At 57.8% G+C, this 12,324-nt stretch carries 14 protein-coding genes; 13 read left to right on the top strand and 1 reads right to left on the bottom strand.

Annotation, left to right across the window (positions count from 1 at the left end; translation table 11 throughout):
• Positions 1–109 precede the first annotated feature (109 nt).
• The 9 genes from HMPREF9081_RS12035 (at position 110) to HMPREF9081_RS11995 (ending at position 7,810) form a co-directional block, all read left to right on the top strand.
• Positions 110–913: an HAD family hydrolase gene (locus HMPREF9081_RS12035; RefSeq protein WP_040395218.1), complete on the top strand. Its 804-nt coding sequence runs from the start codon at positions 110–112 to the stop codon at positions 911–913.
• Between the two features lie 8 nt (positions 914–921).
• Entirely contained in the window at positions 922–1,773 is an 852-nt protein-coding gene (locus tag HMPREF9081_RS12030) for a histidinol-phosphatase (protein ID WP_006307681.1), read from the top strand.
• A 16-nt stretch (positions 1,774–1,789) separates the two neighbouring features.
• Entirely contained in the window at positions 1,790–2,674 is an 885-nt protein-coding gene (locus tag HMPREF9081_RS12025) for a hypothetical protein (protein WP_006307680.1), read from the top strand.
• Positions 2,675–2,703: 29 nt separating this feature from the next.
• The gene (gene metA / locus HMPREF9081_RS12020) at positions 2,704–3,651 is read left to right on the top strand and encodes a homoserine O-acetyltransferase MetA (RefSeq protein WP_006307679.1); all 948 of its coding nucleotides are present in this window, start codon (positions 2,704–2,706) and stop codon (positions 3,649–3,651) included.
• 85 nt (positions 3,652–3,736) lie between these two features.
• The gene (locus tag HMPREF9081_RS12015) at positions 3,737–4,384 is read left to right on the top strand and encodes a hypothetical protein (protein WP_006307678.1); all 648 of its coding nucleotides are present in this window, start codon (positions 3,737–3,739) and stop codon (positions 4,382–4,384) included.
• Positions 4,385–4,492: 108 nt separating this feature from the next.
• Positions 4,493–5,401, top strand: a complete 909-nt coding sequence (locus HMPREF9081_RS12010) for a hypothetical protein (protein WP_006307677.1) — start codon at positions 4,493–4,495, stop codon at positions 5,399–5,401.
• The gene (locus HMPREF9081_RS12005) at positions 5,394–6,707 is read left to right on the top strand and encodes an SH3 domain-containing protein (protein ID WP_006307676.1); all 1,314 of its coding nucleotides are present in this window, start codon (positions 5,394–5,396) and stop codon (positions 6,705–6,707) included. Before HMPREF9081_RS12010 ends, HMPREF9081_RS12005 begins: the two co-directional genes overlap by 8 nt.
• Before the next feature lie 56 nt (positions 6,708–6,763).
• Positions 6,764–7,279, top strand: a complete 516-nt coding sequence (locus HMPREF9081_RS12000) for a YbjN domain-containing protein (protein ID WP_006307675.1) — start codon at positions 6,764–6,766, stop codon at positions 7,277–7,279.
• Between the two features lie 45 nt (positions 7,280–7,324).
• Positions 7,325–7,810 carry a YbjN domain-containing protein gene (locus tag HMPREF9081_RS11995; protein ID WP_006307674.1) on the top strand — a complete coding sequence of 162 codons (486 nt, stop codon included), beginning with the start codon at positions 7,325–7,327 and terminating at the stop codon, positions 7,808–7,810.
• Between the two features lie 72 nt (positions 7,811–7,882).
• Here HMPREF9081_RS11995 and HMPREF9081_RS11990 read toward each other — a convergent pair whose 3' ends face one another.
• A complete protein-coding gene (locus HMPREF9081_RS11990) occupies positions 7,883–8,608 on the bottom strand; it encodes a flagellar brake protein (RefSeq protein ID WP_006307673.1) in 726 nt (241 codons plus the stop codon).
• A 333-nt stretch (positions 8,609–8,941) separates the two neighbouring features.
• Between HMPREF9081_RS11990 and HMPREF9081_RS11985 the strand changes: the two genes are divergently transcribed.
• From HMPREF9081_RS11985 to HMPREF9081_RS11970, 4 genes are read left to right on the top strand one after another with little or no spacing between them, the layout of a single operon-like run.
• Positions 8,942–9,397, top strand: a complete 456-nt coding sequence (locus tag HMPREF9081_RS11985) for a YaaR family protein (RefSeq protein WP_006307672.1) — start codon at positions 8,942–8,944, stop codon at positions 9,395–9,397.
• Positions 9,397–10,452 (top strand): DNA polymerase III subunit delta', encoded by a 1,056-nt coding sequence (gene holB / locus HMPREF9081_RS11980; protein WP_006307671.1) that lies wholly within the window; start codon positions 9,397–9,399, stop codon positions 10,450–10,452. The genes HMPREF9081_RS11985 and holB overlap by 1 nt, the downstream gene beginning before the upstream one ends.
• A 9-nt stretch (positions 10,453–10,461) precedes the next feature.
• Positions 10,462–11,544: a PSP1 domain-containing protein gene (locus HMPREF9081_RS11975; RefSeq protein WP_006307670.1), complete on the top strand. Its 1,083-nt coding sequence runs from the start codon at positions 10,462–10,464 to the stop codon at positions 11,542–11,544.
• A 1-nt stretch (position 11,545) separates the two neighbouring features.
• A complete protein-coding gene (locus tag HMPREF9081_RS11970) occupies positions 11,546–12,280 on the top strand; it encodes a tRNA1(Val) (adenine(37)-N6)-methyltransferase (RefSeq protein ID WP_425358247.1) in 735 nt (244 codons plus the stop codon).
• The last annotated feature ends 44 nt before the right edge of the window (positions 12,281–12,324 follow it).

The raw sequence follows: 12,324 nt of genomic DNA, 5'->3' as shown, positions 1-12,324 counted from the left end.
CTATCTGTGTTGTTTATCACGAGCGCCCTTCTTTTGATTGCGCGGAAAATCGTTCTTTGTTATAATGATCACATTATATACAAAGGAAGAGAGAACGAGGAGGGACGGGATGATACGGCTGATTTTTTCGGATATGGATGGGACTCTACTGGATGAACATGGCGCGTTGCCCGCAGAGTTCGGGGATGTCTATCGGCGGCTCACGGAGCGCGGCATTCGCTTTGCGCCTGCATCGGGGCGGCAGTATGCCTCGCTTTTGCAGACGTTTGCAGCGTGGAAGGATGATCTGATCTTTGTGACGGAGAACGGCACGATGGTGATGGAGCGCGGCAAAGAGCTCTTCTCGAGCGCGATGGATCGCTCGCTCGCCTTGGATGTTCTGCGGACGGCGGACACAATTCCCGAAGCGCATGCGGTGTTCTGCGGCAAGAAACGGGGGTATCTGAATGCGGATGACGACGCACCTGCGTTTCGCACCGAGCTTGCGAAGTATGTAACGCGGGCGGCGGTTGTGGAGGACTTTTCCACCGTGGACGATACACCGATCAAAATATCCTTCTGTGACATTACGGGCAATGCCGGCACCACGATCCTGCCCTTCATGCAGGTGTATACGGATCGTCTTCAGGTGACGCTCTCAAGCTCCGAGTGGGTTGACCTCTACAACCTCGGTGTGAGCAAGGGCGTTGCTGTCAAGAGTCTTCAGGAACGTCTCGGCATCACGCCCGATGAGTGCGTTGCGTTCGGTGACTATGAGAACGATCTCGAAATGATGGATGCGGTTACACACAGTTTTGCGATGGAGAACGCTCTGCCCGAGGTAAAGGAGCGCGCGCGTTACATGGCACCGAGCAATCGTGCGCACGGTGTGATGGCGGTCTGTGAGCGAATCCTTGCGGGCGAGTTTGACTGAGGTACGATATGCGCTTTGACTATCATATGCATCTGGAGTACGGCTCCTATGACGAGGACTATGCAGAGGGCTTCTTCCGTGCGGCGGCGGAGCGCGGCGTCGATGAGATCGGCTTCTCCGAGCACTCGCATACATTTCCGGAGTTCGAGCAGCTCTACTATGACGATCTCATTCTCGACGACAGCTTCGTAGGTGCGTTCCAGCGCAAATGGCTGAAGTCGAACAAGTTCAAATACACGCTCGACGAATACTTCGCATTCATTGAAAAGCTGCGGAAAAGACACAGGGTGCTTGCGGGCATTGAGGTCTGCAACTTCCAAGATCAGGAGGCGGTAGCGAAGATCCTTCGTGCCTATCCCTTTGATTACATCATCGGCTCGGTTCACTTTTTGCGCGGCTGGGCATATGACACGGGCGCGATTGTAGCGGAGTGGGAGAACCATCCGCTTACGGATATCTACGAATGGTACACCGAGGAGGTTGAAAAACTCGCGGCGTCGGGGCTCTATGACGCCCTCGGGCATCCGTTCAACATTCGCCTCTACAAATACTTCCCCGATTTCGATGTGACACCGTACCTCGCGCGCGTTGCGAAAGCAATGAAAGCAGCGGATATGATCGTCGACCTCAATACGGGCACGTACTATCGCTATCCGGTCCAGGAGTTTTCGCCCTATCCCGATTTTATGCGCATGGCAAAGGACTATGATCTGCCGATCATCACGACCTCGGACGCGCATAAGCCAGAGGACTGTGCGCGCTACAATGAGGAAGCGGTGCAGTACGCACGTTCCTTCGGCTATGTGGAGCAGATACGCTTTACGGGTGGACGTGCACGGGAGATCGTCGCACTCGACTGAGAGAGGAGCGCAAGAGATGAGCACAAAGATAAGATATGGGTTGGGGCTGCTGATGCCCTTCCTCTTCCTGCTTGCACTATGTCCCACAGTCCTTGCTGAGGATGGGCGCGCGTGGACATGGCTGAGTTCCAACGATAAGTATTCGAAATTCTATGCTCCTGCGTCAGTACGTGTAACGTCCTCCGTAGCGGGTGCAGGAGGATCGGTTGCGACGGAGATCACGGGTGAAATCAAGACTGGGTTCAGCTACGAGGGGGCGGATGAGACGATCCGCAACTACAAGATCGGTCACGTGATCCAGAACCCGGGGCAGCTTTCCTACGCCGTTGCACAGGTGCGCGTATCCCCTCAGAAGCGTACGCTGCAATATATGGGAGAGACGTTCTACGATGCGGCGGGGCATGTCCTCTGGTCAAAGGGGGAGGGGACGGAGAAGGAGATGAACTCCCAGCAATTCGATGAGGAATTCTATGCCGCCATCGTCGATATGGTTTTTCATCGGGGAGAGCTGGCACGTCTGCGCGCCGATGATCGGTGGATCCTCCTCTGGTCGGATGAAATGGCATCGGGGGTAAAGACACAGGTGACGGCAGATACGTCGACGATGCGCCGTGTGCGTGACAACCTCGTGTTTTGGGCATGGACGGAGGTGCGCAACGCAGACGGCAAAGTGGTCGAGATCAAATTTGACAAGCGAGCGGTGAATCTGCCGCAGGGAACCGAGCGCATCGTCACGGGGAAATATTGGTCGTCTGCGGGCGGCTGGCAGCCCCTTGAGGATGGCTACGAGGGTGCCTACCGCATGATTGCACGCGGTACCCCCGAGGAACGCGGCCTCGTCCGTCTGCGCGCCTTTGCGGATGGTTACAGTACGTGGGTCACGCGCTATCAGATACCGTGATATAGGGTTGGGAAAGGGAAACGGATACAATGCCGATTAAGATACCGAACAATCTGCCTGCGACCAATGTGCTTGAGAGCGAGAATGTCTTCGTGATGAATGCAGCGCGCGCGTATGGTCAGGACATTCGCCCGCTGCGCATTCTCATCCTGAATCTCATGCCGATCAAGGACGTGACAGAGACGCAGCTCCTGCGTCTCCTCGGCAATACGCCGCTCCAAGTAGAAGCGGACTTTATCTACACGGAGTCCTACATTCCGTCGCATACCTCGCGTGATTACCTCACAGAGTTCTACGGCACCTTTGCCGAGGTGCGCCATAAAAAATATGACGGCTTTATTATCACAGGTGCGCCGATCGAGCAGCTGCCGTTTGAGCGCGTTGCATATTGGGACGAGGTCTCGGAGATCATGCAGTGGAGCCGAAAACACGCGTATTCGACGTTCCACATTTGCTGGGGGGCGCAGGCGGGGCTTTACTATCACTATAACATTCCAAAGCATTGGATGGAGAAGAAGGTCTTCGGCGTCTTCGAGCACCGGCTCTGCGTGCAGCATGAGCCGCTCCTGCGCGGCTTTGATGATACGTTCTATGTGCCCCACTCGCGCCACACCGAGACGCGGCGCGCAGACATTGAGCGCGTGCCGGAGCTGACAATTCTCTCCGAGGGGGACGCAGGCGTCTATATCATTGCGAATCCGCGCCGTCGTCAGTTCTTTATCACGGGGCATGCCGAGTACGACCCACTGACGCTCAAGGCGGAGTATGACCGCGATCTCGCAGCCGGTCTTAACCCGGACATTCCGTGCAACTACTACCCCGAGGACGACCCGAATCGCGCGCCCGTCGTGCGCTGGCGCAGCGTCGCGCATCTCCTCTTTGCGAACTGGCTGAACTACTACGTTTATCAGGGTACGCCGTACGAGCTGGACAGCCTCGACAACGCGGACGATTGGGAGCTGCACTCCGGTCTTTGAGCGATTCGGATTCAGCAAAAATTCAGGTTTTTGGTCTAGCATAGGGAAGGAGTTGATAGTAATTATTTGATGGGAGCGATGATACGTGCAAAAAAAATGGGGGGCGGCACTCCTTTTCTGTGCCGTCCTGTTCATGGGAGCCCGTCCCGCAGCCGCCGAGGAAATTCCAAAGCACATCTATCAGTGGGTGCAGTCGACGGCGCGTCAAGGCTACTATTTTAACAAAGAACAGATCCAGTATGCGACAGATGCACACGGCTATATCGATCTCACGAAGATTGTCGTGCCGACGTTGCGCATCTACGACGACATCCAGATTCAGGATGTCGTCTCCAAGCGCCGCTGGCGCATGTTGCCGCTCGATGGCTACAGCGATCTCTCGGGAGCGGCAGAGTATCTCCTGATCGATCTGCGCACAGGGGTTGTCCACATCACGGCACATGAGGATTTGGACAGCATGTGGGGCACGCTCTCCCGTGAGGAGAATACGAAAGAGATCCATCTCTCAGAGCTCTCAGACAAAGATGTCGAAAAGAAATTCTTCGACGCCATCATCGACTACACTGTCGGACATCAGGAGGAGATGATCCACCGTTCGCGCGGCATTTTGAGTGATGCTGACCGTGCGGCGCTGGATGCGAAGAAGGCACAACTCGCGGAACCGACCGATAACACACATGAAAAGCCCGCGAAAAAGGAAAAGAAAGAGAAAAAGAAGAAGAAAAAATCGTGAACATACTGCCGTTCCCCAAGCGCGGGGCGGCAGTTCTTTTTTATAGCTTTTTCTGTAAAAACAAGGTATAATAGACGTAGGAACTACAAGCAAAGGAAGGGACACCGCATGACAGACAAGGAATGGATGCAGCTTGAACTGAACCGCATGGTAAAGGCGGAGGGCGGAAATGTCAGCGTGGAGCGCATGACGGAAATCGTATCGGACCTCAGTCGCCGACTGCGTGAGAATCCGAATCTGCCGCGTGAGGTGAATACACTCACCGCAGACGAACTCATCGCGCGCGCACGGAAGAAGACCGGGGAGGAGCGCTATCGCATCATCAAGCGGGTTCTGCGCATGGAGCCGGAGAACATTACCGCTGCGTGTATGCAGATCGAGTACCTCGCCAAGAATGCCGATGACCGCGTGCACCACTACGAGGATCTGACACGCAGGGCAACGGCGCGGCTTGAGGCAGAGGGGATGTTCGCGGAGGAGAACATCGGCAAGTTCTGGTCGATGCCTGCGACGAAGCCCTATATGTTCCTGCGGCTCTCCTATCTCGAGTCGCTTCTCACGGCACGCAAGCTGCGTCTTGCCGCAAAGGAGTGCGAGGAGATGCTTCGACTCTCGGAGCACGACGCACTCGGACGCCGCTATCAGCTGATGTTCATCTACTCGGCGGTCGAGGAGGGGGATGCAGCGATTGCACTGTATCAGCGCTACGAAGAGGGCGTGGCGATGATGTACCTGCCGCTGGCGATGCTCTTCTACCGCCTCGGCAAGATGAAGATGGCGCGCAACTTCCTGCACGAGCTTGCCGCTGTCAACAACGATACGGAGGCATTCTTCGAGCGCGGAGCGCGGGGGGATCTCCCTGCACGTGCGCCCGGGCGTCACGCAGGCTCCTTTGCCATCGGCACGATGGAGGAGTTCGGGGAGGCGGTGACGGACAATGCCTTTGCCTTCCTCGGGATGGACGCCTTCTTCGCATGGGGGCTGAGTGAGCTGCGCGGAGAGCAGGAGAGTGCCTGAGCACATCGGGGGACGTGCGTGCTGTGCAGCGCTCCTCGGTGCATTCCTTGTGTTCCTCCTTGGCGTAGTCCCTGCACATGCGGCGCTGCCTGTTGAGGGAGCGGCAGCGACCGCAGACTACTGGCTGCGTGCGGATGGCGATGAGCCCCTTCTCCGTGTGGAGGAGCGCACAGCATATTTACATAGGAGCACGGCAGAGGGGCTCGTTCGTGATCTCGTGAGCGCACCGACATTGCGGTCGGGGAGGACGGTGCGTGACGATATTCGCGCGGCAGCACAGGAACAGGACACCGTACTGCCGGAACTTTATGAGGGAGGGCAGCGCCTGACAGAGCAGCGATGGCGTGAGGTTTGTGACAACCGTGACCTCGAGGCGATCGGCACGCATGTCGCCGCTCGTTATGCCGTCGCCGTCCGGCGTGCCGATGTACGCTTCCTGCCGACAGCGGCGGGGTGGTATGACGAACCCGATGCCGTTCACTATGATGCCCTGCAGGGTACCGTGCTTGACCCCGGGGAGGCAGTTCTCGTGCTTCACCGTTCACGAGACGGGCGCTATGCGTTTGTCGAGACGCGGGACTATCGCGGCTGGGTGGACATGAATGCGATTGCTGAGACGGATGCAGAGACATGGCGCAGCTTTGCCGCGCCGAAGGAGTTCTTCACCGTGACGGCGGCGCAGCTCTGCATAGAGGATGCGGAGCTGCTCTATCAGCTCGGGGCGAAGATTCCGGGCACACGAACAGCGGATGGTGCGCTCCGTATTCTCCTGCCCGTGCGGGATGCTGAGGGACATCTCGCCGTGCGGGAGGAGCGCATCGCCGATGACGGACGTCTCACCACGGGGCGTCTGCCGCTGACGCACAACAATCTCATCCGTCTCGCCTTCCTGCCGCTCGACACAGAGTATGGCTGGGGTGGGGAAAATGGAGGCATGGACTGTTCCTCCTATGTACAGAACATCTATCGTGCGATGGGGATTGATCTGCCGCGCGATGCGGATATGCAGGAGCGTGCCTGTTCGCTTCTGCCTCTTACCGGATTATCCCGGGCGGAGCGCTATGAGTGTCTCGCGCGGGTGCCGCCGGGGGCACTGCTCTTTCGTCCCGGTCATGTCATGCTCTATCTCGGGCGGGATGCGGGGGATACCCCACTCGTGATCCATGACATCAGCAGCTACTACGAAGACGGCGTGCAGCACTACATCAGACAGGTCGTCGTCTCAACACTCGATTTTCAAAACTCTCGCGGCACTGCTGCAATCGATACGCTTACGGCGATCGGTTTGATTGCTCCGGCGCCATAATATGGTATGGGGACATATGCCCTGCGGTCAGAGCAGAGCAGATATGGAGGGGACAAATGGGACTCTTTGATGGATTTCGAGGCGGTGAAGAAGCCGCTGCCATGGAGATCCGGAATGCGATAAAGGATGAACTGGATCGCATTGACTGGAACTATGAGCTCAGCGATGAGAACGAGGAAAACCGCCAAGAAACATATTTTTACATGCGGAACGAACTCGAGAACGATGAACCGATCACAGCGGTCATCGTGGTGCGTGAATACGATCACGCTGACGGTTTTATCAAAATCAAACTCTACGATATCGCCTATCTGGAGGCCGGCGATCGGCGTGCGGAGCTGCTCGCGAAAATCAACACGTGGAATGCTGAATTCCGTTACGTGAAGCTGTGCCTCGACCGCGACCAAGATGTGGTCGTGGACATTGATCTGCCGCTCGATCTTCACAAAGGGAAGTTCCAGCCGGACAGCATCATGGCGATGATGGCGGTTGGCATGCGCATCGTGGAGAATATCTACGATGACCTGATGGAACTCTGTACGCGTGGGCACAGACCGCGCCCGCAGGAATAGGGAAATCGTTTGTTTTTGAATACGCACGTTGAACGGAGGAATTCTATGGGACTTTTTGATGGCTTCAGCGGAAGCGAGGAAGGACTCAAGAACAGCGCATTTGAAGCGATCAAAGCGGAACTTGACAAGCAGGATATGAAATACGGCGAGGACGCGACGGAGGACGGCGAGGATCAGATCATCCGCATGCGTCAGCAGCTCGACAACGGCAGCGTCGTAAGCATCGCGATTGTCGTCACGGAGAAGGGCGACACGAACGATTTTATCAAGATCAAGTACTTTGGGCTTGTGCGTCTGGATGAGAACTCGGACGTGACCGCGTTCCATGAAAAGCTCAACGAGTGGAACAGTCAGTATCGCTATGTGAAATTCGTCGTTGATGACGAGCAGGACGTGGTGGTCGATATTGATCTGCCGCTGGATCTCCACGTTGGAGTGTTTCAGGCAGACAGCTTCATGGCAATGGTCGGTGTCGGCCTCCAAGTACTCGAGGAGGTCTATCCGGAGCTGATGAAACTGCGCTGGGCGTAAGTTTGGAATACAAAATGGGGCTGTTGCACGAAGTTTTCCAACTTCGTGCAACAGCCCCATTTTTATGCATATTCAGCCCCGCTTCGTATGGTTGATCTGCGGCACCTTCAGACCCTTGCGCAGATAGCTCTGCTGCAGCTGATAGATGCTCTGCACGAGGCGTTCGCGCTCGCGCTTTCCGAGGCTGTCGCCGAACACCACGCCGATGTGATACGTCATGCCGAGATTCGTCTCGATTGCCGTTGCCCGTCGGACTGTGCCCTTGGTCTCAAGCGTCCCGATGCGTGGGAGATCGGGTACGCGCACGCTGATCGGTGTATCCATGATCAGCGGCTCGTCGTGGACGAAGCAAAGCCCACCGCCGCTGATGTCGATGAGCGCGACCTCGCGAAAGTCCTTGAGGCTCCCGTGGTTGCCGGGAAGCTTCACCTCGATCGATATCGGAATGGGCACGCGGACAAAGTCACGCAGCTGGATGCGCTCCGCGCTCTCGGGGATGTCGAGATACCAGATCGTATCGGGCAGCGGAGAGGCAGAGCGATAGGGCACTTCGAAGTGATAGACGCAGCCGGATCCCGTGAGGTGACATTGGAAGATGCGACCGACCTCCGGGGTGTCGACGAATTTCCCAACCGGGATATCGAGTCGCACCGCAAGGGCTCCCTCGGGCTTTCCTGCCTCCTGTTCCTTCTCGCTGAGCTCGAGTGTACCGTAGTGGTCAATATCAAGTTCCGGCTCGATGATGTGGATGGAAGAGCCATGCTTTAGAAGCGCGGAGAGCTTTTCTCCTTCAACCATATTGTCAGATCCTTTCCGCAATTAAGGAATCGCTGATAAAATGAAGTCCGTCAGATTGGCGTAGATTTTTTCGTCCGAACAAGGAGGCAAACCGGACGCATAGCCAAAGCTATGTGGAGGATTTGCCGACGAAGTGCGGGCAAAAAAGATGCGTCAAGATGGCGGTGCTGAATTTATCAGTGCTTCCTTAATGTTCTTTATAAATAAGAATAACAAAGTATGAGGGCAATGTCAATTTCCGGCTTTGACTTTGCCGTTTGTTCGGGCTATAATAACAATCGGTGAATTATATCATTCTATTAAGAATACAGGAAAAGGGATCGGGTGGACGCGATGGCGATGAAGATAGACAGTAGCATTGCACGGAGCACGTCGCTCTCAATGCCGCGTGCGGAGACGGATGCAGGTGTGCGCGGTGCAACAACGGATTTCAGCATGGAACTTGCGGATCAGGAGTCATCCATGTCGCGCGAGGCGATGGATCGTCTGCTTGAGCAAATCGACGAGCAGGGGGCACGTCTCTCGAAGTCACCGACCTTCGACGAACTGCGCTCCTATCGCTCGCTCATTCAGAGCTTCATCGGTGAGGCGGTCGGCACAATGTACGAACTGCGTACGCAGGCGGGGTGGGATCGCCTTGGTCGACAGAAGGTCTATACCTCCGTACGCAAGATCGACAGGAAACTTGAGGAGATGGCAGAGAAAATCCGCCTCGGACAGGCAGATCAGCTCGACATCATTGCGAGCCATGATGCCATCCGAGGGATGCTCGTCGATCTCTACATGTAATGGCACGTACGAAAAAAACAGCACCTGTCCCCACGATTGAGGAAGGGGAGCGGGAGCAGTTCCCGCAGGACTGGACAGATATCCGCGGGCACGCGGAGGTCATTCGTCGGCTGCGTATATGTGCCGCCGCGCAGCGCCTGCCCCATGCGCTGCTGTTCAGCGGCATGGCGGGCGTCGGAAAGCGGCGCACGGCACGCGTATTGGCGCGGACACTGCTCTGCGCACACGCGGGGGATGCGCCTTGTGGGCATTGTGACTCCTGTCGTACGATGGCAGCGGGCGTCCATCCCGACTATTTCGAGGTCATCCCCGAGGCACGCGGCAAGAGTGCGGCGATGATCCGGACGGAGGCGGTGCGTGACATCCTCATTGCAGCATCCGGTGCACCCGTTTCGGCGGCGCGGAGGATCATTCTGATTGACGGTGCCGATCGGATGAACGAGACCGCGGCGAACCGCCTCCTCAAGACCATGGAGGAACCGGCGGGGGAGATTCTCTTCATCCTTGTGACCAGTGCCTATGATGCCGTCCTGCCGACCATTCGCTCGCGTGCCATGCGCATTGCCTTCGGTGCACTTTCGCGTGCGGAGATCGCCGCAGCGCTTACGGAGCGAGGTTCAGAGCATGCGGCGGCGATTGCTGCTCTCGCAGACGGCAGCCTCGGACGAGCCTATGCCCTTGCGGAGGAGGGGTTGGCGCTGCGTGACGATGCGCTTGCACTCCTCATGCAGATCATGACGCTCAGCGTGGAGGACATTCGGGCACGCGCGGAGGCGCTTGGCGCGCGCACACACGAAGAGCGTACGGCATGGATCTCCTATCTGCAGATGGCAGCGCGTGACCTGCTCATCCTCTATGAGGACGGTACGGCAACGGAGCTCTATCATCCCGATCGGCGGGATGATCTTGCGGCACTTTGCGGGCGGATGTCCCGCACCGATCTTTTTGCCCTCATGGAGAGGACGCATGAACTTACGCGGCGCTTTGCGGCGAATGTGAACCCCGCATTGCAGCTGGAGGCATTTTTGCTGCGCGCGCATAATATATATACCTAGGAGGAAGTTTTGCAAACGATTGTAGGTGTCCGCTTCAAGTCGGCGGGCAAGATATATTCATTCGGGCAGGGGCAGCTCACGATTGTCGAGGGGGACCACGTCATTGTCGAAACCACGCGCGGCATGGAGTGCGGCAAGGTTGTCATCGCCCCGCGTGAGGTGCCAAATGAATCCGTTCCGCCGAATCTGCGCGTCGTGCATCGCATTGCGGATGCCTCTGATCTCGCGCGGATCGACGAGAACCGCGCCCGCGAAAGAGAGGCGCGTACGGTCTGCGAGGAGAAGATCAGAGAACTCGGGCTCAAGATGAAGCTCGTCGATGTGGAGCTGACCTTTGACCTCTCGAAGATGCTCTTTTACTTCACGGCGGATGGGCGCGTCGACTTCCGCCAGCTCGTGCGTGAACTTGCGGGGGTGTTCCGCACGCGTATCGAGCTGCGTCAGATCGGGGTGCGCGACGAGGCGAAGATGATGGGCGGCATGGGCTGTTGCGGGCGCCCGCTCTGCTGTGCGACCTTTCTCGGAGACTTCGTGCCCGTTTCCATCCGCATGGCAAAGGAGCAGAACCTCTCCCTCAACCCAACGAAGATCTCGGGGATCTGCGGACGTCTCATGTGCTGCCTGAAGTATGAGAGCGACGGCTATGGGTGCGGCGGCTGTATGTGCGCGAAAAAAGTGGAGTATACGCCGGCGCAGAATGACCGCGTTATCGCCGAGGATGGCGAGGGGCGCATCGTCGCGCTCAGTGAACAGCGCCGTACGGCAACAATTCTCATGGACGACGGCAAGACTGTTGTCGCCGCATGGGAGGACATCGCGCGCGTCGAGGGGGAGGAACGCCCCGTATCTCTGCGTGTGGAGCGGGAGCCGCATATGCGTGCCCCACGTGAAGGACGTGTCCTGAGGGAACCTCGTGAAGGACGCGAACGGCGTGAGCGCCCTGCCGGTGCAAAGCCGCGAAGTGACCGCCGCGAGCGGAGTGAACGCGGGGAACGCAACGCACGTAGTTCGGACCGTCGCCGACCGCAGGGCGGGAAACGTCAGCCGCGCCGTGCACCGCGCCCGCAGCAGGGCGATGAGGCGTATGAATAACATGACAGAACTGCATCCGAACGAACGGATGGATGACCTGTGCATGGGCGGACGCCGGATCATCCAGCGCACGGATGAATTCTGTTTCTCCATGGATGCCGTATTGCTCGCTCATTTCCCCCGCCTCACGGGACGTGAGCGCGTGCTTGACCTCGGTACGGGCGCAGGGGTTATCCCGCTCCTCATCGCGGATCACACGGCAGGGATCACGGCGGTGGAGCTGAACTCTGTGCAGGCAGAGCTTGCCGTGCGGAATGTGCGGCTCAACCATCTGACAGAGAAGATTACGGTGCGGGAGGGCGACTATCGCGACCCTCCCGCACTTTTTGCGTGCGCTCAATACGATGTCGTGTTCAGCAATCCGCCGTATCGCCTCGTCACGAGCGGCGCCATCAGCATGGGTGCGCGTGCGGCGGCGCGACACGAGCTCACGGCGACGCTCGCGGACACCGTGCAAGCGGCGGCATATGCGCTTCGTCATGGTGGGCGGCTCGCGATGGTGCATCTGCCCGAGCGTCTCGGCGAGATTGTCCTTGCACTCGCTGCGGTAAAACTCGCCATCAAGCGCTTGCGCATGGTACAGCCGCGCGTCGATCGTCCGCCGAATCTCGTGCTGATCGAGGCGGTGAAGGGGGCGGCGCTCGCAGGAATGCGCCACGAACCCGCCCTTATCGTGCGCGATGCGGAGGGGCACTACACCGAGGAGATCCGCAGCATCTACGGGCAGGAAATGTGAGGAGCGCCCCTTTCGCCTCACTGCGTTCGGCACTTCCCCCGTAG

Origin of the sequence: Centipeda periodontii DSM 2778 (genome assembly GCF_000213975.1) — a bacterium.
Lineage (GTDB): Bacteria > Bacillota > Negativicutes > Selenomonadales > Selenomonadaceae > Centipeda > Centipeda periodontii.
This window is presented reverse-complemented; position numbering and strand designations above follow the sequence as displayed.